Origin of the sequence: Streptococcus hyointestinalis, from assembly GCF_011039275.1 — a bacterium.
In the GTDB taxonomy this organism is placed as follows: Bacteria; Bacillota; Bacilli; order Lactobacillales; family Streptococcaceae; genus Streptococcus; species Streptococcus hyointestinalis_A.
Genome location: NZ_JAAKGB010000001.1, coordinates 1,607,107 through 1,630,380, shown reverse-complemented (window position 1 = coordinate 1,630,380; position 23,274 = coordinate 1,607,107). Strand labels below are relative to the sequence as shown.

Genomic DNA, 23,274 nt, shown 5'->3' with positions numbered 1-23,274 from the left:
TGAAAGTGTTTACAAAACATGTTAAAATCATATTGAAAGCGAGTTTTCAATTTTTTGAGGTAAGTATCGTTAACCGCTTAAAAGTAAATGAAAGGAAGACAGATATGAATACTGATGATACGATTACGATTTATGATGTCGCTCGTGAAGCCGGTGTTTCGATGGCGACAGTCAGTCGTGTTGTGAATGGCAACAAAAATGTAAAAGAAAACACACGCCAAAAGGTTCTTGAAGTAATTGAACGCTTGGACTACCGTCCAAATGCCGTTGCACGAGGGCTTGCAAGTAAAAAAACAACAACTGTCGGTGTTGTGATTCCAAACATCGCAAATGCTTATTTTTCAAATTTAGCACGAGGTATTGACGACATTGCCGCTATGTACAAGTACAATATCGTCCTTGCTTCTAGCGATGAGGATGATGAAAAAGAAATCAATGTTGTGAATTCTTTGTTTGCTAAGCAGGTGGATGGTATCATTTTCATGGGCTATCACTTGACTGAAAAACTACGTGTTGAGTTTTCACGCTCACGTACACCGATTGTCTTAGCGGGTACTATCGACCTTGAGCACCAATTGCCAAGCGTTAACATCGACTACCAAAAGGCAGTTAGTGAAGTGGTGGATTTATTTGCTAAGACGCATAAGGACATTGCCTTTGTGTCTGGACCTTTGATTGATGACATCAATGGTAAGGTTCGCCTAGACGGCTACAAGGAAGGTTTGAAGCGCAACAACTTGCCATTTAAAGAAGGGCTTGTCTTTGAAGCGAAATACCACTACCAAGACGGCTACAATCTAGCACAACGTGTGCTCAACTCAGGTGCGACAGCTGCTTATGTGGCAGACGATGAGTTGGCAGCGGGTCTGCAAAACGGTCTCTTTGCAGCTGGCAAGTCAGTGCCAGAAGATTTTGAAATCATCACCAGCAACGACTCCTCTGTGACACAGTTTACACGTCCAAACCTAAGCTCCATTAGCCAACCTGTCTACGACCTTGGTGCCGTTAGTATGCGTATGTTGACAAAGATTATGCATAAAGAAGATTTGGATGAAAAAGAAATTGTCCTTAATCACGGTTTGGTCAAGCGTGGTTCTACACGTTAAGTACAAAAAAGCTAGAGAGCGTCACTGCCTCTAGCCTTTTTTATTGTAAGATTGCTGAAAAAAATCAAAAATTACGGTATAATAGTGACATTATGACAAAAGAAAAAATCAAAGTCAATATGCTAAGCTCAAGTGAAACTGTTCCTGGACAAGGTGTTTCAGGAGCCTATCGTGAGCTAATGCGCCTTTTAAAACGAGACGCTAGAGAAGCTATTGACCTTACCGAAAATAAACGTATCAAAGCTGACATTACGCATTATCACACGATTGATATTCCTTTTTATCTGTCGACTTTCCGCAAAAAACGTGTCGGGCGTCGGATTGGCTATGTGCACTTTTTGCCAGACACCTTGCAAGGAAGCCTTCGTATTCCTAGGATTGTACAGCCTATTGTGGCAAAGTACGTGACCAGTTTTTACAACCGCATGGACCACTTGGTTGTTGTCAATCCTAGCTTTATCGAAGACTTGGTTGCTTTTGGAATTGACCGTGATAAGATTACTTACATCCCAAACTTTGTCAACTCAGAAAAATGGTTTAAGCCAAGTGCTGATGACAAAAGTGCGGTGCGCAAGCGTTATGGTTGGAAAGACGAGGATTTTGTCGTTCTTGGTGCTGGACAAATCCAAAAACGTAAAGGCATTGACGATTTTGTCACACTTGCCAAAACCAATCCCGACATCCAGTTTGTCTGGGCAGGCGGTTTTTCATTTGGTGGGATGACAGATGGTTATGACGCCTACAAAAAGCTCATGAAAAATCCACCAGCTAACCTGACCTTTACAGGTATTGTGGACGCTGATGAAATGCGACAACTCTACGGAGCTTGCGATTTGTTTTTACTACCAAGCTTTAATGAGCTCTTTCCAATGACCATTCTTGAAGCTGCAGCGTGCGGAGCGCCGGTTATGCTGAGAGACTTGGAGCTTTACCGTATCATCTTAGAGGGGATGTACTTGCCAGCTAGTGACGTCTCAAAAATGAGCGAGGCGATTAGGCACTTGCGTACACATCCAACAGAGCTTAACCACCTCCAAAGTCAATCCGAAAAAATTTCAGAGACATACTCAGAAGAGCGTTTGCTTGAGACTTGGCTTGACTTTTATCGCCAGCAGGCAGACCTCAAATAACTAAGGAGGGGTAGTATGCGTATTGGATTATTTACAGATACTTACTTCCCGCAGGTGTCTGGTGTTGCGACAAGCATAAGGACACTAAAGGAAGAACTTGAAAAACATGGACATGATGTCTATATCTTTACCACAACGGACCCAGAGGTCAAGCGTTATGAAGATCCGACCATCATTAGGTTGCCTAGTGTGCCTTTTATTTCCTTTACAGACCGCCGTGTCGTCTATCGTGGCTTGATTTCCTCTTACAAGATAGCAAAAGCCTATAAGCTGGATATCATCCACACGCAGACAGAGTTTAGCCTTGGGCTTTTGGGGAAATGGATTGCTAGTGGTCTGCATATTCCGGTTGTTCATACCTACCACACCCAGTATGAGGACTATGTGGGCTATATTGCCAAAGGGCGTTTGATAAAGCCAAGCATGGTCAAGTACATCATCAGAGGTTATCTCAGCGACCTTGATGGGGTGATTTGCCCGTCTCGTATCGTGCTCAATCTGTTAGAGGGCTATCATGTCAAGATTCCAAAGCGTGTCATTCCGACAGGTATCCCTATTGAGGAGTATGTCCGTGAGGACATCACAGAAGAAGACAGAGAAGAGCTGCGCCATGAGCTTGGGATTGCACCAGATGAGACTATGCTGATGAGCTTGTCTCGTGTCTCATCTGAAAAAAACATCCAAGCTATCTTCAAGAGCCTGCCTGATGTCTTAGCGCAAAATCCTAAGGTCAAGCTGGTGGTCGTTGGAGATGGTCCTTACCTCAAGACCTTAAAAGAATTAGCTCGTCACTTGAAGTTAGAGCAGGCTATTATCTTTACAGGGATGGTGCCCCATCAAAAAGTAGCTTATTATTACAAGGCATGTGACTTTTTCATCTCAGCGTCAACCAGTGAAACGCAGGGCTTGACTTATATTGAGAGTCTAGCCAGCCACCGCCCTATCATCGCCCAGTCCAATCCTTATCTAGACGATGTCATTGACCACAAGATGTTTGGGACACTCTATGCCAAAGAGTCAGACCTCGCTGCGGGTATCTTAGACGCTATCGAAAATACACCTGAGATGACCGAGGCTCGCTACCAGAAGAAATTGTACGAGATTTCAGCGCAGCATTTTGCCCGCTCAGTCTACAGTTTTTACCTCGATGTCCTCATTTCTCAGGAAAATAAAAAACGCCGCAAACTTTCTATGGCGATGAAGAAAAATGGACCAAAGGTGAGCAAGACGTCTTATAAACTGCCTAAGCAAGTGCTAAAAATCACCGGCTCAACCTCTAAAAAGGTCATGCGAGCGCCTAAGCGGATGATTATGTCTATCAAAGATTTTCTAGATTAAAAAAGCCTTCTCGTTTACTCGAGAAGGTTTTTAGGATTAGTTAGAAGAGCTAGATGTTGCTTGGTTAATCATGTCGTTAAACTGTTGCAACTGCTCTGCAGTCATGTGCGTCTTGTCATCTGCAAAGGCGCTGTCTAGCTGTTCTTTGGTGAAATCACCAGCGTTTTCTTTGACGTAGTTGTAGAGCTCTTCAAATTGCGATTGGCTGTATTTGTAGTGGGTCTCCATCAGACTTGTGAGCTGTGTTGTGGATAGAACAGAGCTTGCTTCAGGTGCTTGTGGAGAAGTGTAGTCCACATCTTTAACTGTCATTTTAGCATTGAGCGATGAGATACCGAGCGTCTTGCTGTTTTTAAAGACAAGAGAAGCGGTTGCTGTTTGCTTGCCATTTTTGTCAATGCTGATACGCAGGCTTGATTTGTTTGAGAGAAGTGAGCTGAGTGATAAATTGTCGCTAGCCTTGCTGTTACTTGACTTGATAGCGTCATTGAGGAAGCTTGAGAGCGTTTTGACCGTCAAGGTCAAGATAGCATTGTCCTTAGAAGTGCTAAAGTCATCATCGCTAAGAGTTTTGAGCCAAGAAACGTCTGTCAGACTAGTGTAGTCGTCAAACTTGAACTTGTTATCTGAAATGTCAGAAGCATTGATGTATTTGCCTGTAAAGTCCCCACCTTCAAAGGAAATCTGTGAAGATTGGTTGAGATTTTGTAGTTGCATGAGAGCATCAAGGTTCATATAAAGATTGTCCCCGATAGCAATAAACTCATAGCTAGGTAGTTTTGAGTCAAGCTGAGCTAGATCAATTTTAACGCTTGCTTTTTTCCCTTTTGGCGAAATGTTTACTGTGGTTGTAAAGGATTTATTGTTGAGATTTTTCAGCGAGCTATCGTCTGTTTTGATGTCAGAGATAGTCGTTGTTATCTGGTAAGCATGGTTTTTAGTCGTTGCGTTTTCTTCGATACGACTGATAAAGGAGTCTTTAGCGCTCTTGCCACAAGCGACCAGTAAAACCAGCAGTGGCAAAAGAAGAAGTAGTTTTGTTTTTTTCATTTAGTGTATCCTCGTTTGGCGATTGTACGCAGTTTATTCTTCTAGATTTTGGAGCGTTTGAAATTGACCGTTTTTAATCGCCTTATAACCTTGCTCTTTAAGCGTTTTGGCACTGAGTTTGTAGCTGATATAGGCTATTTTTTTGTTTTGGCTGTTGCCGTCCGTTTGAGACCCTTGAAGAGCTAGCACCTCGTTTGGGTCGGCTTTTTTGTAGTTGATAGAGACCGTCTCAAGGACGTAATTTCCTTTGAATTCCAGTGTTTCTTTGACGCCTTTGACACCGTTGTAGGAGTCTTGGACCTTTTTGAGTTTAGCCTTGATAGTGTCTAGATTATCTGTTTTGGCGCTCTTTTTAAGCGCAGCATAGGTGATACGGTTTTCAGCTGTTTGCTTGGTCACCTTATCACTGTCTTTTGCCATATAGTAGGTAATCCGCAAATCAGTACCCTTTTTTTGGCTAAAGAGCTGAAACTCTTTTTTGACTGTTGTGCTAGCAAAGGCGCTAGGTGCGCTAACAAGCGTAGTCGCAACGAGTAGCAGACTCATAAAGAGCAAGGTTGTGATTTTTTTAGGCGTTAATGTCATTTGACGCTTCCTTTCTAGTTTACCATAAAGCGAGTTCTAAACCTAGTGAAATTTGAAAATAAAAGCTAAAACTTTTGCATTAAAAAAGAGTGGAGGACAAAAGCCCTCTCGCTCTGTATAGGTTTAGTGGAATTGCATACCACCATCAACAATAAGTGTTTGTCCTGTTATGTAGTCAGAGTCCTTGCCTGCTAGGAAACTAACGGCATTGGCAACATCCTCGGGCTCAGACAGACGTTTTAGGGCGATGTCTTTAGCAAAGGTTTGCATACCCCACTCGTCATCCTTACCAGCGTTTTTGCCGACTTGGTGGGCAATGTCAAACATCATCGGAGTCTTAACGATACCAGGAGCATAAGCATTAACCGTGATACCTTCATCGGCAAGGTCACGAGCGAGAGTTTGTGTAATCCCACGGATAGCAAACTTAGAAGAGCCATAGACGGTTAGGTTTGGATTCCCAACGACACCTGCTTGTGAGGTGGCGTTGATGATTTTTCCGCCGTGACCTAGCGCTTTAAAATGTTTGTGCGCAGCCTGTGCTCCCCAGATGGTACCTCCGACATTGATGTCAAAGACATTCTGGAATTGCTCTTCTGTGATGGTATCAAGCGGTGTTGTTGGTGCGACACCAGCATTATTGATGACAACATGTAAGTCACCAAATGCTTCAACCACCTTGTCAAAAGCAGCGAAAACCTCGTCACGTTTTGCGACATTTGCCACAACAGCAATAGTGTTCTCGCTTGAGATAGCGTCCACAGCTTTTTGCGCTGTTTCGGCATTATAATCTAAAATCCCAACTTTAAAGCCATCTTCGTGTAAACGCTTAGCAATGGCAAAGCCAATCCCTTGACCTGCTCCTGTTACAATAGCCACTTTAGTCATAATGTATTCTCCTTTTCATAACATAGACCATTAGAAAATTCTAATATAAGTGATTTCTTTCACGTTCAGTATAGTCTTTTTAGCCAGAAATGTCAATGAAAAAAGTAACCGTTTTCTAGAGAGCCATATAGGGCTTGAAAAAGTTTGATTTCGTGATATAATGTTAAAGAAGACATGTCGGGTAGAAAACCTATCTTAAGAGCGAGCACTGGCTGGTGGAAAGGGTGCAAGATAGGCTTACTTGATACTCCTTCCAAGCTGTTATGAAAACATAATAGGGTAGTGCCTTATAGCTAGCAGAGGTCTTACAGGGAGCTATTCTTTGTGTGGACAAATGAAGGTGGTATCACGTTGCGACGTCCTTTTTGGGCGTCGCTTTTTGGTTTTCAAAAATATCGCCTTGAGCATTTGAAAGCTAAAAAGACCGCTGTAAATACCCTTTTAGAGAGCAGCTTGATGTCGACAATAAAACAAAAGGAGAGACTTTATGATTAACATTACTTTTCCAGATGGTGCTGTGCGTAGTTATGATGATGGCAGCACAACTTTTGAAATCGCCCAATCTATCAGCAACTCCTTGGCAAAAAAAGCCTTGGCTGGTAAGTTGAACGGTAAATTGATTGATACGACGCGTCCTATCCACGAGGATGGTAGTCTTGAGATTGTGACACCTGACCATGAGGACGCACTGCCTATTTTGCGTCACTCAGCGGCTCACCTCTTTGCGCAAGCAGCACGCCGTCTTTTCCCAGATATTCACTTGGGCGTTGGTCCTGCCATCGAGGACGGTTTCTACTACGATACGGACAATGAAGCTGGGCAAATCTCAAACGAAGACCTGCCTCGTATCGAAGAAGAGATGAAAAAAATCGTCAAAGAAAACTTTCCAAGCATTCGAGAGGAAGTCACTAAAGAAGAAGCGCGTGAGATTTTCAAAAACGACCCTTACAAGTTAGAGCTCATCGAGGAGCACTCTGAGGATGAGGGTGGGCTCACTATTTACCGCCAAGGTGAGTATGTCGACCTCTGCCGTGGTCCACACGTACCGTCTACTGGTCGCATCCAAGTCTTTCATTTGTTAAATGTCGCTGGTGCTTACTGGCGTGGCGACAGCAACAATGCCATGATGCAACGTGTCTATGGTACCGCTTGGTTTGACAAGAAAGACCTCAAAAACTACCTCAAAATGCGTGAGGAAGCTAAAGAACGTGACCACAGAAAACTGGGTAAAGAGCTTGACCTCTTTATGATTTCTCAAGAAGTGGGACAAGGGCTTCCATTCTGGTTGCCAAATGGTGCGACTATCCGCCGTGTGCTAGAGCGCTACATCACAGACAAAGAGCTAGCGTCTGGCTACCAACACGTCTACACGCCACCTTTGGCTTCTGTTGAGCTTTACAAAACCTCTGGACACTGGGAACACTACAAGGAAGACATGTTCCCAACCATGGACATGGGAGACGGTGAGGAGTTTGTCCTTCGTCCAATGAACTGCCCACACCACATCCAAGTCTACAAAAACCATGTGCACTCATACCGTGAGTTGCCTATCCGCATTGCAGAGCTTGGTATGCAACACCGCTATGAAAAATCTGGTGCGCTTTCTGGTCTTCAACGTGTGCGTGAGATGACCCTTAACGACGGTCACATCTTTGTCGCTCCAGACCAAATCCGTGATGAGTTTAAAAAGACCTTGCAGTTGATTATTGATGTCTATGAGGACTTCAACTTGACAGATTACCGCTTCCGCTTGTCTTATCGTGACCCTAAGGACACGCATAAATATTATGACAATGACGAGATGTGGGAAAATGCACAATCTATGCTCAAAGCAGCGCTTGATGATATGGGTGTGGATTACTTCGAGGCAGAGGGCGAAGCAGCCTTTTACGGACCAAAACTGGACATCCAAGTTAAAACTGCCCTTGGTAATGAAGAAACACTCTCAACCATTCAGCTGGACTTCCTCTTGCCTGAGCGCTTTGACCTCAAGTACACAGGACCAGATGGTGAGGAGCACCGCCCAGTCATGATTCACCGTGGGGTTATCTCAACTATGGAGCGCTTCACAGCTATCCTCATTGAGACTTATAAGGGAGCCTTCCCAACTTGGCTTGCCCCTCATCAAGTGACGGTTATTCCGATTTCAACTGAAGCACACCTTGATTATGCTTGGGAAGTTGCCAAAGTCTTGCGTGACAAGGGCGTGCGTGTGGATGTGGATGAGCGCAATGAAAAAATGCAATACAAAATCCGCCAAAGCCAAACACAAAAAGTCCCTTACCAACTCATCGTCGGGGATAAGGAAATGGCAGACGGCACAGTCAATGTCCGCCGCTACGGCTCAAAAGCTACAGAAGTGCAAACAATTGACGCCTTTGTTGACACTATCCTAGCTGATATTGCCCGCAAATCTCGTGTGGAAAAGGACTAGAAACATTTAGAAATGAGAAAGAGGATTAGATATGGATGTGTTTACACAGCTTTGGAAAGCTTTTGCCGATTTACCAATGGTAGAAGCTATTGCGCTAGGGGGTTCTCGCTCAACTCAGGTTTATGATGAAACGTCTGACTATGACCTGTATATCTACTGTTCATCTGTACCAGATGAGGAAATGCGCAAGGAAATTTTAGCGAAAACCTGCCAATACACAGAAATTGGTAATCACTACTGGGAATTAGAAGATGATTGTACTCTGAAAAATGGCGTTGATATCGACATTTTATATCGAAATATCTCTGATTTTACAGCTGACTTGGCAGATGTTGTAGAAGATGGTCATGCTAGATGTGGTTATACGACATGCTTCTGGCATAATCTCTTGACGTGTAAGCTTCTTTACGACCCTCATAAAAAACTGGAGAAACTCAAGCAGCGCTTTGATATTCCTTATCCTCAAACGCTGAAACAAGCCATTATCAAGCAAAATATGGATTTGTTAACAGGTAAATTGCCTTCCTACGATAAGCAAATGATGAAAGCTAGTCGTCGTGGTGATTGGGTCAGTGTTAATCACAGAATAGCAGCTTATCTTGCTTCTTATTTTGATGTTATTTTTGCTGTTAATGAACTGACACATCCTGGTGAAAAACGTATGGTCAGCTATGCCAAGGAGCATGCGAGCACATTACCAGTTGATTTTGAGGAAAATATCAACAGTCTATTAGAGCTAGCAATGGCTGAGCCAATTAACCTTAGCAAGTGTTTGACACAGTTGCATACTAATCTTAAAGAAATTCTCTAAAACCGAGCCGCTAAGATAGCGGTTCGGTTTCTTTTAAAGACAAGTTAACGATTTTAAGCTATACTAGACATAAAAGCGTCAAGGAGGATGTATGGCTAAGGTTTATATTGCTGATGATGATAAAAATATTAGAGAGTTGATCGCTTCTTTTTTGCGAGAAGATGGCATTGAGGTGGAGCTGTTTGAGACGGGTGACCAGCTTTTGCTGCGTTTTTTAGAGGCGCCAGCAGATGTGGTGGTTTTAGATGTTATGATGCCAGGTAGCAGTGGCTTTACCATTGCTGAGAATCTGCGTAAGCGCTCTGATGTGCCCATTATTTTACTGACAGCCAGAGACGCAGATAGCGACTTTTTAGAGGGCTTTAGCGCAGGAGCAGATGATTACTTTACCAAGCCTTTTTCCCCGCTCAAGCTCAGTCTTCGTATCAAGGCGATTTTGTCTCGTCAGCTGCAGCAAGATAGCACGGGTGAGCTTAGCTATCATGGTCTGCAACTCTCAAGCAAAAACCGCTCTGCTATTTACCAAGATAGTAACATCAAGCTGACCAACACAGAGTTTGAGTTGCTTAAGCTGCTTCTTGAGCGTAAGGAGGAGGCTGTCTCACGTGATGAGCTTTTGGAGCAGGTCTGGGGCTATGAGAGCGATGTGGAGACGAGGGTGACGGATGATACCATCAAGCGCTTGCGCAAGAAATTAAGAGGAGTAGAGAGTCATGTCGTTATTGAAACGGTTTGGGGCTACGGCTTCAAACTCACCTACAAAGACTAAGAGAAACGGGCGCTTGCGACTGCGAACAACTCTCTTTTTGCAACCTTTTACCATTTTGCTGTTTTCTTTTGGCTTGATTTTTCTTTTGTTTAACGGTGCTATGCACTATGTCATTAATAGCCAAGCAGACAAGGCGATTGAGAGTCAATTTCACCAGCTGGATAGGCTGTTTATGGGGGAGAGTAGTGCTCAAAATACTACAAGGACGATATTTAGCAGTACTTATGTTATTGTTGACCAAGAGTTCAAGGTGCAGTATGTCTCGGCAGCTTTAGGAGATGAGGAGGAGGCTTACTTTTCAGAGGAGATTGCCCGCTACGCTCATCAAAAGGACGAAGAAAAGCGCCTGTCTGATATGGACAATATTGGAAAAGTCACGCTTGATGACACCACCTACATGGTCAAAATGGCGACCTACACAGGCAAGCTAGAAAAATACTACATCAAGAAAAACAGTGGCAAACGCTCCCAGACCTACCGTGTCTTTGTCTTTGTCGATGTCAGTCCTGCTAGCTATCTTAGTTGGTGGCTGAACAGCTCACTGCTTCTTTTGATGGTCATCATCGGGCTTATTGCTAGTTTGTTCATTTACCTGACTGGTAAGCGTGTTGATAGTGCTTTTACTAGCTTAAAGGACAGTATCACTCGTCTCGGCAAGCGCCAAAAACTGGGTAAAAAAGAGGAGTTGCCCTACGAAGAGTTTAATGACGTGATGATGACTGTTGCGAAGATGAGTGATATGATTGACGCCAATCAGCGCAGCCAACAGCTCTTTTTCCAGAATGCCTCGCATGAGTTAAGGACACCGCTCATGTCCATTCAGGGCTATGCAGAAGGTCTCAAAGAAGGCGTGCTAAAGAATCCCAAAGAAGCGGCAGGTATCATCTATGATGAGAGTCAAAAAATGACAGAGCTGGTGGATGACATCCTTACGCTATCAAAACTAGAAACCATACAGACACAGCTAAACTTAGAAAAAGTCGTCTTAGATAACCTCCTCTATGATGTCAGCTGGCGCTTAAAGCACAAGGCAGACGAGAGAGGTTTGGTTTTTGACCATGATTTTCACGATGACAATTGTGAGCTGGTGCTGGATGAGACGCTTATGGAGCGTGCCTTTCTCAATATCATCAGCAACGCCGTCCGCTATGCCAAACACACCATCACTCTCAGTACAGAGTTTTTGGAGAACAAGGTTGTGGTGCATATCGCAAACGATGGACCTGAGATTAGCAGGGAAATGCAAGAGCATATCTTTGAGCGCTTTTACAAAGGGGAGAAAGGTCAGTTTGGCATTGGGCTTTCCATGACCAAGGACATCATCGAGCGCCACGGTGGGCAGATTTCTCTAAGGTCACAAGCTGACAAGACGACTTTTAGTGTGGCACTACCACTTGTGGCAAATTAGTCTAAGATTTTGCCACAAATCTGCCACAGTTTTTCCCAGAACTTACCGAGAACTTCTAGCTGGCTTTGAGTATACTAGATATATCATTACAAACGAGGTAACGTATATGTCATTTAAAAAATCACTAAAAGATAATAGCCAAAAAGTACAGAAAAGTTTAACCAAAAACTGGAAGAAAACCGTGTTGTTTAGCTTAGCTTTTCTAGCGGTAGGGGGTGCAGGAGTTGCCATTGGTAGTAAAGTCGCTGACCACCCAGAGCATGGCGACCGCATGAGTCGCAGCTATGATAAGCTAGACAGCTCAAAAAGCTACGGTGCACCCCAATCTAAAAAAGGTATGGGACACGGCTCTTATCAGTACGATAAGCAGAATGTCATGACCTATGACGAGTGGAAGACTGCTGTGGAAAACTCAAGCCTCTCAAGCAGTGATAAAAAGACTTTCCTTGCAGCTCTTGAAAAATCAAAAGATAAAATCACAAAAGCCAGTGACCTATCCACTCAGCTCGACAAACTCTACACCGATAACTTAGAAAAATTGGACAAAGAGCTGGAAACATTGGTGTCAAAAAATAGCAGTCTCTGGCAAAAGGTTGATGACGCTGATGAATTGCGCTCACTTTCTGGCTTGGACCTTGATGATTTGACAGACTTGAAGCAGTCTATCAATGAAAGTAGCCTCTCTTCTAGTGAGAAATCAACCTTGCAAGCAGACTTAGACAGTATCAAAAAGCTCAAAGAGCAATACTCAACAGCCTATGCAACTTATGTTGAAAAATCAGCGGAGCTTGAAAAAGAACTGGAAACCGCACAAAAAGCTGTGACCACTAGCTTAAAAGACAACAAAGTCACAAACAGCATGATTTCAGAAGTTGTCGGTCGCCCGTCCATGTCCTTTGACTGGGATGACAAAGATGACAATGATAGTGACACAGACGAAGATTAAAAAGTAAAAAAGAAACTCATTTTCAAATGAGTTTCTTTTCGTTTATTCTGCCGCCTGTGCCCAGCGTTTTGCCAAGTGGCGTGAGAACATGGAAATAGCAAAGTTAATGACAAAGTACAGTCCAGCAACGATACCGTAAAGGGTAAAGACCTGACTCGCTTCAAAGTAGCGTCCCATCAAGATTTGGCTCTTACCAAATAACTCTTGGATGGCAATAACAGAGTAGAGAAGTGAGGTGTCCTTGATGACCGTTACAAACTGTGAGATGATAGCAGGCAACATCTTGCGAAAGGCTTGTGGAAAGACGATATAGATAAAAATCTGATAGTTGGTAAAACCTTGAGCAAGCCCAGCCTCAGTTTGTCCGTGGTCAACGGCATTGAGTCCTCCACGGATGATTTCAGCAAGAGCCGCTGACGTAAAGACTGTAAAGGCAGTGATACCAGCTGGTACAGATTTCATTTGAAAGACTAGAAAAATAATGAAAATCCACAACAAGTTTGGGACATTACGCACAAACTCGATGTAAATGCTGGCTAAGATTTTGAGCAGACGATTGTGGCTATTGCGCATAACAGCAAGGATGGTTCCAAAAATTGTAGAGAGCACAATAGCAAAAAATGAGATATAAAGTGTCAATCCCAACCCTTTTAGGATAAAGATGAGATTACTTTGGGTTAAAACTTGTGACATAATCCCTCCTTATAGTGAATACGAATCTTTATTGGCTTCTTCCATACGACGTGCCCAAGTGGCAAGTGGGAAGCACATGATAAAGTAGAGAACAGCCGCTCCGATAAAGGCTGGCACGTAGTTAGTGGTGTCGTAAGCCCAAGCCTTTGCGACAAACATGATGTCAGCTCCAGAGATGATGGCAACTGTTGATGTGTTTTTGATTAAGTTAACCACTTGGTTGGTCATCGGAGGTAGGATAGTTCTGATGGCTTGTGGCAAGATAATCATCCCCATGGTCTGTGGATAAGTAAACCCTTGGGACAAGGCAGCCTCAGTCTGACCTCGTGGCACTGCTTCGATTCCTGAGCGGATGACCTCAGCGATATAAGCACCGTGATAAATCCCCACACAGATAATAGAAGTAAAGAAAGCGTTAATCATGATACTACCGTCAGACACGATAGCTAGTCCGTAGTAAACCACCACAAACTGAACCAGAAGTGGTGTATTTTGGAAAATCTCGACGTAGACACGTGCGATAGCACGTAAGAGTTTATTTTTAGTAGATGACATGGCGCCAAAGAGAATTCCAAGTAATAATGCTAGAATCAAAGCGCCAATAGACATCCCTAGCGTGTAGACAAAGCCCTTTGCAAATTCACCAAAGTTGGCAAAGAAATCAGCCCAACGTGACAATGCAAACGGACTCGCAGTTGAAGTTAAATATACCATTAGGCGATTCCTCCTTATGAATTGGCTTTTGCAGGGGTGAGATTGTATTTTTTGTAAATCTTCTCAAGACTGCCGTCTTTTTTCCATTTGGCAAGGAGCTTATTGATGTAGCTCGTGATTTGCGTATTGGATTTTTTAGTGGCAATCCCGTATTCTTGCGTATTAAAGCCGTCTTTTAAAATGGTCGTCTTTGAGCTGACATATCCAGAAAGGATAGACTTATCCACTGAAAAAGCGTCGATACGCTTAGCATAGAGGGCTACAGCTAGCTCAGGATAACTACCAAGCTGCATGTACTTAAAGGTCAAGCCGTGCTCTTTTGCGTAAGCTTCGAGATTACTCTTAGTTGTCGCTCCTTGAGAAACGCCGATGGTTTTACCGTTCAAGTCAGAGATTTTGGTAATGCCGCTGTCTTTACGGACGAGAAAGCCAATCTCATCGTAGTAGTAAGGGTTTGAGATACTGTAGTTTTGCTTACGCTCGTCTGTGATGGTGTAGGTTCCGATGAGGATATCGATTTGCCCATTATCCATCAAAGGTTCACGTGTTTGTGTGGTAACAGGGACAAAGCTGACTTTGACACCCATGGCTTTTGCGATTTTTTTAGCGATATCAATCTCCATACCTTCGTAGGAGTTGCTATCAGCGCTGTAGTAACCAAAGTTTGGGACGTCCTGTTTGACTCCGACTTTTAGAACACCTGCTTCTTGGATTTTTTTGACTTGCGCAGGGGTGCTATCAGCCTTGACAGCTGTTGGCAAGAGCACAAGCAAAGCAAGAAGAGTGAGGATGATGGAGGCTAGTTTTCTTTTTTTCATACTATTCTCCTTTGGCATTGACACGTTCGCTGGTGTGATTGATGATATTACTCAAGAACTGTCTAGCACGTGGCTCAGTTGGATTGTCAAAGAAGCCTTGGACATCCGTTGTATCCACCAAGATTTGCCCCTCAGCCATAAAGATAATGCGGTCAGCCACTTCACGGGCAAAGCCCATCTCGTGGGTAACGACAACCATGTTCATGCCTTCACGAGCAAGGTTTTGCATGACAGTAAGCACATCACCGATAGTCTCAGGGTCAAGCGCAGATGTCGGCTCATCAAAGAGAAGAAGCTTAGGGTGCATAGCCAGTCCACGAGCGATAGCAACACGCTGTTTTTGACCACCAGAGAGCATACCAGGATAAGAGTCCTTACGATCCCACATGTTAACGTAGGTCAAGTATTTTTCAGCGGTTTCTTCGGCTTGTTTTGGTGAAATGCCTAAAACTTTAATAGGTGCAAGTGTTACATTTTCTAACACTGTTTTGTGAGGATAGAGATTGAAATGCTGGAAGACCATACCAACTTCTTTGCGCAATTGAACCAATTCTTTGTTCGATGCGTTAGCAAGTTCGTGTCCATTTACGATTAAACTTCCTGTTTCAATAGACTCAAGCGCATTCATGGTGCGGATAAGGGTTGATTTACCAGAACCTGAAGGTCCTAAGAGAACAACGACCTGTCCTTCTTCAATCTCAAGATTGATGTCACGAAGTGCATGATAATCACCATAGTATTTGTCGACATGTTTGTATTCGATAAGTGCCATAGTATTTCCTCCTACTTTTCAGTAAATAACAGAGAAATCTCTGTTAGATTTTATAACATAACTATTGTAGCATGAATTCTAGCAGACGTCAATGTTTTCAGAAAATTTATAAAATAAATAATGTGATGAGAAACAAAAAGTAAACAAACGTGTTAAGAAATGTCTAATGGTGTATTTATTGTTAAAAATTTGGTATACTATAGGTTAGATTCGTGTATGAATAAATTTTTTGCCTGTTTTCTTACATTTTGCAGGTATTTACAGGAGGGCGATATGAAAAAAATTCTAATCGTTGATGATGAAAAACCTATTTCAGATATTATTAAATTTAATTTGACCAAGGAAGGCTACGATGTGGTCACTGCTTTTGATGGCAATGAAGCGCTTGAGGTCTTTAACCAAGAGTCACCAGACTTGTTGATTCTTGACTTGATGTTGCCAGAAAATGACGGTCTTGAGGTAGCACGTGAAATCAGAAAGACCAGCCATGTGCCTATTATCATGCTATCTGCAAAGGACAGCGAGATTGATAAGGTCATTGGACTTGAAATCGGAGCAGACGACTATGTGACAAAACCCTTTTCAAACCGTGAATTACTAGCTCGTGTCAAGGCACACCTGCGTCGCACAGAAAACATCGAGTCCGCTGTCGCAGAGGAAAATAACGAAGCTGGCTCTAATATCATCACTATCAATAATCTCCAAATCGTTCCAGACGCTTTTGTTGCTCGTAAGCATGGGGAGGACATCGAGCTGACCCACCGTGAGTTTGAGCTTTTGTATCACCTGGCGACACACGCAGGTCAAGTCATGACACGTGAGCACTTGCTTGAGACTGTGTGGGGATATGATTATTTTGGTGATGTGAGAACGGTGGATGTGACGGTTCGTCGCTTGCGTGAAAAAATCGAAGATACACCAAGTCGTCCAGAATACATCTTGACACGTCGTGGTGTGGGTTATTATATGAAAGATTATGGCTAATACCTTAGGAAATCTTAAAACATTTGAGTTTATACTCTTAGTTTTACTGGCTTTTGTTGGACTCTATTTTATCTTTTTGACTTATCGTGATATTCGTTTGGTGAAAAATCTTCGCCTCCTCACAGATAAGGTGCGAGGGATGATTGAGGGAAAACAGTCTGTCGATGTTGAGCTAAAGGGCGAGCCAGAGATGGTTGAGCTTGGCAAGAGCTTAAATGAGCTCAATCAAGCTTACCAAAAGACACACGATAGCCTCGCTCAAGAGAAAAATCGACTGGCAAATATTCTCACCTACATGACTGATGGTGTCCTAGCTACAAACCGAGCAGGGCGTATCACCATGATTAATGAAATGGCGCAAAAGCAGTTCAATCTCTCAGAAAAAGAAGCTCTTGGAAAGTCTATCATGGCTATTTTAGGGGATGATGTGGATTATTCCTTTCGAGAGTTGGTGGAAAAGACGCCTGACTTGACGCTCTACCGCAGGGATGAGATGGGTGAGTTTATCACACTGCGCATTCGTTTTGCCAGAAACCGTCATGACAGTGGTTTTGTGACGGGACTTGTTGCGGTTTCACACGATGCGACAGAGCAGGAAAAGGAAGAGCGTGAGCGCAGACTCTTTGTCTCTAACGTTAGTCATGAGTTGCGCACACCCTTGACCTCAGTCAAGTCTTATCTCGAAGCCTTGGACGAGGGTGCGCTAAAAGAAGAAGTCGCTCCTAGCTTTATCAGAGTGTCGCTTGATGAGACCAACCGCATGATGCGGATGATTTCAGATTTGCTTGCGCTGTCTCGTATTGACAATCAAGTGACGCAGCTAGAGGTGGAGATGACTAACTTCACTGCCTTTATCACAGCGATTCTCAATCGCTTTGACCAAATCACAGCGCAACAATCCACTCATAAAAAGATTGAAATTATCCGAGATTATCCGCTGAGCCCGATTTGGACAGAGATTGACACCGACAAGATGACCCAAGTTTTAGACAATATCCTAAACAACGCCATCAAATATTCACCAGACGGCGGTAAGGTCACTGTTAGTATGCAAACAACGGAAAGCCAGCTGATTTTATCCATCTCTGATGAGGGCTTAGGGATTCCAAAGAAAGATTTGCCTTTGATTTTTGACCGTTTTTACCGTGTGGACAAGGCACGCAGCCGTGCACAGGGTGGTACTGGTCTTGGTTTATCCATTGCCAAGGAAATTGTCAAGCTCCATAAGGGCTTTATCTGGGCAAAGAGCGATTATGGCAAGGGGTCAACCTTTACGATTGTCTTGCCGTATGACAAAGAAACCGTCGTTTATGACGAATGGGAAGAAGAGGAAGATTAAGCATGCTTGAAGAAAAAGGGTTTCAGTACAGTATTTTAGCTTCTGGTTCTAGTGGCAATGCCTTCTACGTCGAAACACCTAAACAAAAGCTCTTGATTGATGCGGGATTGACTGGTAAAAAAATTACCAGTCTTTTAGCTGACATCGGACGCACACCAGAAGATTTGGATGCTATTTTAGTGACGCATGAGCACTCAGACCATATCAAAGGTGTCGGCGTTCTTGCCCGCAAATACAAACTCGATGTCTATGCCAATGAAGCCACGTGGAAAATCATAGACGACAAAAACATGATAGGAAAGCTTGATGTCGCTCAAAAGCATGTCTTTGGGCGTGACAAGACGCTTACCTTTGGTGATTTGGATATTGAGAGCTACGGGGTGAGTCACGATGCGGTTGATCCGCAGTTTTACCGTCTGATAAAGGATGACAAGAGCTTTGTCATGCTGACAGATACAGGCTATGTCAGTGACCGTCTAGCAGGTCTGATTGAAAATGCAGACGCTTACTTGATTGAGTCCAATCATGATATTGATATTTTGCGCTCGGGGAGTTATCCGTGGAGTTTGAAGCAGCGGATTTTATCTGATAAAGGACATCTCTCCAATGAAGACGGCGCAGAAACCATGATTAGAACAATCGGTCAACGCACAAAAAAAATCTATCTTGGGCATTTGAGCCAAGAAAATAATATAAAAGAATTAGCGCATATGACGATGGAGACCCAACTCATGTCAGCCGACTTTGGCGTTGGCAGTGACTTTAAGGTCTTGGACACATCGCCAGATCATGCGACCCCTTTGACACGGATTTAGAGAGTGGGACAAAAATCGGTCATTTCGTAGAAATGCGATTTTGTCGTCCCACCTCCGCAAAATTGAGTAGGGTTCTAAAAGTTGATTTATCAACGTATTAGAGCCCACTAGCAGGGATTGATTGGCACCAAAGTGCCTAATCAATTGTGCATGGGAAACTCTAAAGCGACTAAAGTCACTAGAGTTTCTCCAAACCACTGCGTCTCGCATATAAATCTATAAATTGAGAAGCTGAAAACTATTTGCCTCAGCTTCAAAAGAGGTTTTTCACAAACAAAGCCTCTTTTTCATTTTTTGATATTTTTGGTATAATAAGAAAGACTTTTATATAGACATGAGAGGGAGAATAAAAAATAATGAAAACATTAGAAGAAAAACTGTCAATAGACTATGGCATTGTCTTTGATGATAAATCTTTATTAGACACGGCTTTTACACATACATCCTATGCGAACGAACACCGTCTCCTAAAGATTTCACATAATGAGCGTTTGGAATTTTTAGGAGACGCTGTTCTGCAACTGATTATTTCACGCTATTTATTTGAAAAATACCCGAAAAAACCAGAGGGTGATTTGTCTAAACTGCGCTCTATGATTGTACGTGAGGAAAGTTTAGCTGGCTTTTCACGCTACTGTGGCTTTGACGCTTATGTCAAGCTTGGTAAGGGTGAGGAAAAGTCAGGTGGACGTGAGCGAGCAACGATTTTAGGAGACTTGTTTGAAGCCTTTTTAGGTGCGCTTTTGCTGGATAAGGGAGTGGACGCCGTTGAGACTTTTCTCAATCAAGTAGTCATTCCTCAAGTTGAAAAGGGCAATTACCAAAAGGTGCGTGACTACAAGACAGCCCTTCAAGAGAAACTACAGGTCAATGGTGATGTGGCGATTAGCTATCGTGTCACTAAAGAGTCTGGACCAGCCCATGCCAAGGTGTTTGAGGTGAGCGTCTTTGTCAATGACAAGGCAATCAGCTCTGGTAGTGGCAAGTCTAAAAAACAAGCAGAGCAAGCAGCTGCTAAAGAAGCGCTTGAGCGACTGAGTGAGGACTAAATGTTTCTAAAAGAAATTGAGCTGCAAGGCTTTAAGTCCTTTGCAGATAAGACAAAAATTGAGTTTGACAGAGGTGTGACTGCCATTGTCGGACCCAACGGCTCTGGTAAGAGTAATATCACAGAGAGTCTGCGTTGGGCGCTGGGAGAGTCTAGTGCCAAGAGTCTGCGTGGTGGCAAAATGCCAGACGTTATTTTTGCAGGGACACAGAGTAGAAAAGCTCTGAACTATGCCTATGTTGCGGTGACACTTGATAACAGCGACCAGTTTATCGAGCAGGCGAGTGAGCTGATACGTGTGGAGCGTCGTATTTTTAGAAATGGTGACAGCGAGTATCTCATCGATGGGCGCAAGGTCCGCTTGCGTGATGTGCATGAGCTGTTTATGGATACAGGTCTTGGACGTGATTCCTTTTCGATTATCTCGCAAGGACGTGTCGAGGAAATCTTTAACAGCAAGCCGCAAGAGCGCAGAGCGATTTTTGAGGAAGCTGCTGGTGTCTTAAAATACAAGACCCGCAAAAAAGAAACACAGACCAAGCTCAATCAAACGCAGGACAATCTCGATCGCCTAGAAGATATTATCTACGAGCTGGATACACAAGTCACTCCACTCAAAAAACAAGCAGAGACAGCCAAGCGCTTTTTGGAGCTGGATGGTGAGCGAAAAGTGCTTGATTTGGCGATTTTGGTTGAGGACATCAAGGAGCAAAAGCTGGCACTTAGCACTCAAAAAGAAGAGTTAGCAGCTGTCAAGGAGAGTTTGTCTGCCTATTACGACAAGCGCCAAAAACTAGAGGACAAAAGTCAGAAGCTCAAGGACAGGCGCCGTAAACTCTCAGATAAAAGCCTAACAAAGCAAAAAGAACTGCTGGATGTCACTCAGCTAAGTGCTGATTTGGAGCGCCAGATTGAAGTGACCCAGCTTGCTAGTGACCAGTCCACTCAAAAAGCAGCGCAGCTCACGGAGCAGGCTAAAAAGCTTGAAGAGACGATTGAGCAGACCAAGGCTGCTCTAAGTGAAAAAACAGCTAGTCTAGCTAGCTTAAAAGCCAAGCTAGAGCAGGAACGCTCAAGTATTGCAAAACTAGAGACGGATTTGGAGCAATATCGCCACAATCCCGACCAGCTCATCGAGCAGTTGCGTGAGCAGTTTGTGGATATAATGCAAAAGGAAGCCGAGCTTTCTAACCAAAAAACGGCTCTCAAAGCGCAAAAAAACAGTCAAGAACAGCAGTCTGCCTTTAGACAAGAAGAAATCCAGCAATTAGCGCAAGAGCTCTCTAAGCTCAAGAAGGAAGAAGCCAACCAGCAGGCGCTATTAGAGGACGCCAGTCAGTCTGTCAAAGAGCTACTAGAGCAGTACCAAGAAAAGGCAACAGCGCTTGAAAGCGCTGAAGCAACTTATCGTACTCAGCAAGACCAGCTTTTTAAGCAACTGGATAATATCAAGTCTAAAAAGGCGAAAAAAGCGAGCCTTGAGTCTATCTATAAAAACCACAGCCATTTCTACGCTGGTGTCAAGGCGATCTTGCAAGAAAAGAGTCTGACTGGCATTATTGGTGCGGTTAGCGAGCATCTCTCCTTTTCACCACGCTATCAGACAGCGCTTGAGATAGCGCTTGGTGCGAGTAGCCAGCATATCATCGTTGAGGATGAAAATGCAGCCAAGCAGGCAATTGCTTTTCTAAAGCAAAATCGACGTGGGCGAGCGACCTTCTTGCCACTGACCACGATTTCCTCTCGCCAGTTGGCTTCACATCAGCTTGAAACTTTGGAGACTAGCCAAGGGTTCTTGGGGATTGCCAGTCAGTTGGTCAGCTATGAGCCTAAGCTATCTCATATTATGAGTAATCTCCTTGGTTTGACGGCGATTTTTGATAGCATTGAACATGCTAATCAAGCTGCCAAGCGCCTGTCTTATCGGGTGCGTATAGTGACCTTGGATGGTACAGAGATTAGAGCTGGCGGTTCTTTTTCTGGTGGGGCCAATCGTGGCAATAACACGACCTTTATCAAGCAAGAGCTCGACCAAGTGGAAAAAGAGTTGAAAACACTTGAAGAGAAGCAAATAGCTCATGAAAAAGAGGTCGCTTCGCTAAAAGAAAGGCTGGAATCTGAGAGAGAAAAACTTGCCCTTATCAAGGAAGAGGGCAATCAAAAGAGGCTAGAAGAACAGGCAGCTCAACTGTCCTACAAGCAAGTCACGGAGCGTCTATCAGATGTTGAGGAGACTTATCAAACTCTGAAAGGCCATGTTGAGAATGAGTCAGAGCCTGCTTTCGATACTCTTTGGCAGGAGCTAGAGGAGGAGCTAAATGAGCTAGCGCAGAAAAAAAGTGCGCTCTCACAGCAAATCGAGCAACTCAAGACCGACAAAGACAGCTTTGACACTGGTGTGGCCCGTCTGTCAGAGCAGCTATCGCAGGCAAAATTGCAGGAGCGTGAACTGCTTAGTGAGATGAAGTTTGAAAAAGCCAATCAATCTCGCCTAAAAGCTGATGTAGAGAGTTACCAAACAGAACTCACCAGCCTAACAGCAGCCCTTTCTCAGCAAGACCAAGCAGATGATAGTCTCTTGCCACGCTTAAAAGCACAGCTAGAGCAGGCAAGAGAGCACAAAAGCAGCTTGGAGCAGGAGCAAATCAGTCTGCGTTTTGAGCTAGAAGACCTTGAAGCGCAAATCGATGAGACCAATCAAGCGCTAGCAAAAGAAAGCCAGCAAAACGAGCAATTCATCCGCAAGCAGGCGCAGATTGAAGCTATGATTGAAACCATTGAAAAGCAGCTGCGTCAATTTGCTCGTCGCTTGAGCGAGGAGTATCAGTATACTCTAGAAGACGCCAAGGAAGAAGCACATGTGCTTGAGAACCTTGAGCTTGCTAGAGAGCAGTTGCGCACGCTTCAGCGTCAGATTAAGGACCTAGGTCCTGTCAATCTGGACGCTATTGAGCAGTTTGAGGAGGTCAGTCAGCGCCTTGATTTCCTCAACACGCAAAAAGAGGACTTGGTAGACGCCAAAAATCTCTTGTTGACGACGATTTCAGATATGGATGAGGAGGTCAAACAGCGCTTTAAGCTGACCTTTGAAGCCATTCGAAACAGTTTCAAGCAGACCTTTACGCAGATGTTTGGCGGAGGAAGCGCCGACTTGATGTTGACGTCTGAGGACTTGCTAGAGGCAGGCATTGAGATATCAGTGCAACCTCCAGGCAAGAAAATCCAGTCGCTCAACCTCATGTCTGGTGGTGAAAAAGCCTTGTCCGCTCTAGCTCTGCTATTTGCCATCATCCGTGTCAAGACCATACCGTTTGTTATCCTAGATGAGGTCGAAGCCGCGCTCGATGAGGCAAATGTCAAGCGTTTTGGGGACTACCTCAACCGCTTTGACCAATCCAGTCAGTTCATCGTTGTGACGCACCGCAAGGGCACCATGGCAGCAGCTGACAGTATCTATGGGGTCACCATGCAAGAATCTGGTGTCTCACGTATCGTCTCCGTCAAGCTAAAAGACGCTGAAAACTTGACGACGGCTTAGTTGTCGTGACTTATAGATAGTATGAGAAATTTCCTCATTTTTGAGGAAATTTTTTATATGTTCAAAAGTGTAACCGCTTGCTATAATA

Annotated in this window: 20 protein-coding genes; 13 read left to right on the top strand and 7 right to left on the bottom strand. The window is 43.8% G+C overall.

The annotated features are described in order from the left end of the window. Positions 1-104 precede the first annotated feature (104 nt). The 3 genes from ccpA to G5B60_RS08080 all read left to right on the top strand — a co-directional run bounded on the left by ccpA (position 105) and on the right by G5B60_RS08080 (position 3,574). The gene (gene ccpA, locus G5B60_RS08090; RefSeq protein ID WP_164683555.1) at positions 105-1,106 is read left to right on the top strand and encodes a catabolite control protein A; all 1,002 of its coding nucleotides are present in this window, start codon (positions 105-107) and stop codon (positions 1,104-1,106) included. A 92-nt stretch (positions 1,107-1,198) separates the two neighbouring features. Beyond that, entirely contained in the window at positions 1,199-2,236 is a 1,038-nt protein-coding gene (locus tag G5B60_RS08085; RefSeq protein ID WP_164683554.1) for a glycosyltransferase family 4 protein, read from the top strand. A 15-nt stretch (positions 2,237-2,251) separates the two neighbouring features. Further along, entirely contained in the window at positions 2,252-3,574 is a 1,323-nt protein-coding gene (locus G5B60_RS08080) for a glycosyltransferase family 4 protein (protein WP_164683553.1), read from the top strand. Between the two features lie 36 nt (positions 3,575-3,610). Here G5B60_RS08080 and G5B60_RS08075 read toward each other — a convergent pair whose 3' ends face one another. The 3 genes from G5B60_RS08075 to G5B60_RS08065 all read right to left on the bottom strand — a co-directional run bounded on the left by G5B60_RS08075 (position 3,611) and on the right by G5B60_RS08065 (position 6,097). Beyond that, complete coding sequence (locus tag G5B60_RS08075; protein ID WP_164683552.1) at positions 3,611-4,624, bottom strand: hypothetical protein; 1,014 nt, start codon at positions 4,622-4,624, stop codon at positions 3,611-3,613. A gap of 33 nt (positions 4,625-4,657) precedes the next feature. Next, complete coding sequence (locus G5B60_RS08070) at positions 4,658-5,209, bottom strand: DUF1307 domain-containing protein (protein WP_115268817.1); 552 nt, start codon at positions 5,207-5,209, stop codon at positions 4,658-4,660. A gap of 123 nt (positions 5,210-5,332) precedes the next feature. Beyond that, entirely contained in the window at positions 5,333-6,097 is a 765-nt protein-coding gene (locus tag G5B60_RS08065) for a (S)-acetoin forming diacetyl reductase (protein WP_164683551.1), read from the bottom strand. Between the two features lie 487 nt (positions 6,098-6,584). On the opposite strand from G5B60_RS08065, the gene thrS reads away from it, so the two are divergent. The 5 genes from thrS (at position 6,585) to G5B60_RS08040 (ending at position 12,465) form a co-directional block, all read left to right on the top strand. Beyond that, a complete protein-coding gene (gene thrS, locus G5B60_RS08060; protein WP_164683550.1) occupies positions 6,585-8,531 on the top strand; it encodes a threonine--tRNA ligase in 1,947 nt (648 codons plus the stop codon). Between the two features lie 31 nt (positions 8,532-8,562). Further along, a complete protein-coding gene (locus tag G5B60_RS08055) occupies positions 8,563-9,342 on the top strand; it encodes a nucleotidyltransferase domain-containing protein (protein WP_164683549.1) in 780 nt (259 codons plus the stop codon). Between the two features lie 91 nt (positions 9,343-9,433). Beyond that, complete coding sequence (locus G5B60_RS08050; protein WP_164683548.1) at positions 9,434-10,111, top strand: response regulator transcription factor; 678 nt, start codon at positions 9,434-9,436, stop codon at positions 10,109-10,111. Then, a complete protein-coding gene (locus G5B60_RS08045; RefSeq protein ID WP_164683547.1) occupies positions 10,056-11,519 on the top strand; it encodes a sensor histidine kinase in 1,464 nt (487 codons plus the stop codon). Before G5B60_RS08050 ends, G5B60_RS08045 begins: the two co-directional genes overlap by 56 nt. A gap of 106 nt (positions 11,520-11,625) precedes the next feature. Continuing rightward, positions 11,626-12,465, top strand: coding sequence for a hypothetical protein (locus G5B60_RS08040; protein WP_164683546.1), 840 nt, complete (start codon positions 11,626-11,628; stop codon positions 12,463-12,465). 42 nt (positions 12,466-12,507) lie between these two features. Here G5B60_RS08040 and G5B60_RS08035 read toward each other — a convergent pair whose 3' ends face one another. Genes G5B60_RS08035 through G5B60_RS08020 form a run of 4 tightly spaced genes read right to left on the bottom strand, consistent with a single transcriptional unit; the run spans position 12,508 to position 15,462 of the window. Next, a complete protein-coding gene (locus G5B60_RS08035; RefSeq protein WP_115268831.1) occupies positions 12,508-13,158 on the bottom strand; it encodes an amino acid ABC transporter permease in 651 nt (216 codons plus the stop codon). A gap of 9 nt (positions 13,159-13,167) precedes the next feature. Continuing rightward, positions 13,168-13,872: an amino acid ABC transporter permease gene (locus tag G5B60_RS08030; RefSeq protein WP_115268833.1), complete on the bottom strand. Its 705-nt coding sequence runs from the start codon at positions 13,870-13,872 to the stop codon at positions 13,168-13,170. Between the two features lie 14 nt (positions 13,873-13,886). Then, on the bottom strand, positions 13,887-14,690 hold the full coding sequence (locus tag G5B60_RS08025; protein WP_164683545.1) for a transporter substrate-binding domain-containing protein: 804 nt from the start codon (positions 14,688-14,690) through the stop codon (positions 13,887-13,889). A gap of 1 nt (position 14,691) precedes the next feature. Then, on the bottom strand, positions 14,692-15,462 hold the full coding sequence (locus G5B60_RS08020; RefSeq protein WP_164683544.1) for an amino acid ABC transporter ATP-binding protein: 771 nt from the start codon (positions 15,460-15,462) through the stop codon (positions 14,692-14,694). Between the two features lie 273 nt (positions 15,463-15,735). Between G5B60_RS08020 and yycF the strand changes: the two genes are divergently transcribed. From yycF to smc, 5 genes are all read left to right on the top strand, one after another. Next, positions 15,736-16,446: a response regulator YycF gene (gene yycF, locus G5B60_RS08015; protein ID WP_164683543.1), complete on the top strand. Its 711-nt coding sequence runs from the start codon at positions 15,736-15,738 to the stop codon at positions 16,444-16,446. Beyond that, entirely contained in the window at positions 16,439-17,785 is a 1,347-nt protein-coding gene (vicK, locus tag G5B60_RS08010; RefSeq protein WP_164683542.1) for a cell wall metabolism sensor histidine kinase VicK, read from the top strand. The genes yycF and vicK overlap by 8 nt, the downstream gene beginning before the upstream one ends. A 2-nt stretch (positions 17,786-17,787) precedes the next feature. Next, positions 17,788-18,600 (top strand): MBL fold metallo-hydrolase, encoded by an 813-nt coding sequence (locus G5B60_RS08005; protein ID WP_164683541.1) that lies wholly within the window; start codon positions 17,788-17,790, stop codon positions 18,598-18,600. 353 nt (positions 18,601-18,953) lie between these two features. Then, complete coding sequence (gene rnc, locus G5B60_RS08000; protein WP_206225110.1) at positions 18,954-19,649, top strand: ribonuclease III; 696 nt, start codon at positions 18,954-18,956, stop codon at positions 19,647-19,649. After that, positions 19,650-23,186 carry a chromosome segregation protein SMC gene (gene smc / locus G5B60_RS07995; RefSeq protein ID WP_164683539.1) on the top strand — a complete coding sequence of 1,179 codons (3,537 nt, stop codon included), beginning with the start codon at positions 19,650-19,652 and terminating at the stop codon, positions 23,184-23,186. It begins immediately after the preceding gene. The last annotated feature ends 88 nt before the right edge of the window (positions 23,187-23,274 follow it).

What these genes read in the sequence shown, in the direction of transcription:
- ccpA (WP_164683555.1), top strand. Translation starts at nt 105, where the DNA reads ATGAATACTGATGATACGATTACGATTTATGATGTCGCTCGTGAAGCC.
- G5B60_RS08085 (WP_164683554.1), top strand. Translation starts at nt 1,199, where the DNA reads ATGACAAAAGAAAAAATCAAAGTCAATATGCTAAGCTCAAGTGAAACT.
- G5B60_RS08080 (WP_164683553.1), top strand. Translation starts at nt 2,252, where the DNA reads ATGCGTATTGGATTATTTACAGATACTTACTTCCCGCAGGTGTCTGGT.
- G5B60_RS08075 (WP_164683552.1), bottom strand. Translation starts at nt 4,624, where the DNA reads ATGAAAAAAACAAAACTACTTCTTCTTTTGCCACTGCTGGTTTTACTG.
- G5B60_RS08070 (WP_115268817.1), bottom strand. Translation starts at nt 5,209, where the DNA reads ATGACATTAACGCCTAAAAAAATCACAACCTTGCTCTTTATGAGTCTG.
- G5B60_RS08065 (WP_164683551.1), bottom strand. Translation starts at nt 6,097, where the DNA reads ATGACTAAAGTGGCTATTGTAACAGGAGCAGGTCAAGGGATTGGCTTT.
- thrS (WP_164683550.1), top strand. Translation starts at nt 6,585, where the DNA reads ATGATTAACATTACTTTTCCAGATGGTGCTGTGCGTAGTTATGATGAT.
- G5B60_RS08055 (WP_164683549.1), top strand. Translation starts at nt 8,563, where the DNA reads ATGGATGTGTTTACACAGCTTTGGAAAGCTTTTGCCGATTTACCAATG.
- G5B60_RS08050 (WP_164683548.1), top strand. Translation starts at nt 9,434, where the DNA reads ATGGCTAAGGTTTATATTGCTGATGATGATAAAAATATTAGAGAGTTG.
- G5B60_RS08045 (WP_164683547.1), top strand. Translation starts at nt 10,056, where the DNA reads ATGTCGTTATTGAAACGGTTTGGGGCTACGGCTTCAAACTCACCTACA.
- G5B60_RS08040 (WP_164683546.1), top strand. Translation starts at nt 11,626, where the DNA reads ATGTCATTTAAAAAATCACTAAAAGATAATAGCCAAAAAGTACAGAAA.
- G5B60_RS08035 (WP_115268831.1), bottom strand. Translation starts at nt 13,158, where the DNA reads ATGTCACAAGTTTTAACCCAAAGTAATCTCATCTTTATCCTAAAAGGG.
- G5B60_RS08030 (WP_115268833.1), bottom strand. Translation starts at nt 13,872, where the DNA reads ATGGTATATTTAACTTCAACTGCGAGTCCGTTTGCATTGTCACGTTGG.
- G5B60_RS08025 (WP_164683545.1), bottom strand. Translation starts at nt 14,690, where the DNA reads ATGAAAAAAAGAAAACTAGCCTCCATCATCCTCACTCTTCTTGCTTTG.
- G5B60_RS08020 (WP_164683544.1), bottom strand. Translation starts at nt 15,462, where the DNA reads ATGGCACTTATCGAATACAAACATGTCGACAAATACTATGGTGATTAT.
- yycF (WP_164683543.1), top strand. Translation starts at nt 15,736, where the DNA reads ATGAAAAAAATTCTAATCGTTGATGATGAAAAACCTATTTCAGATATT.
- vicK (WP_164683542.1), top strand. Translation starts at nt 16,439, where the DNA reads ATGGCTAATACCTTAGGAAATCTTAAAACATTTGAGTTTATACTCTTA.
- G5B60_RS08005 (WP_164683541.1), top strand. Translation starts at nt 17,788, where the DNA reads ATGCTTGAAGAAAAAGGGTTTCAGTACAGTATTTTAGCTTCTGGTTCT.
- smc (WP_164683539.1), top strand. Translation starts at nt 19,650, where the DNA reads ATGTTTCTAAAAGAAATTGAGCTGCAAGGCTTTAAGTCCTTTGCAGAT.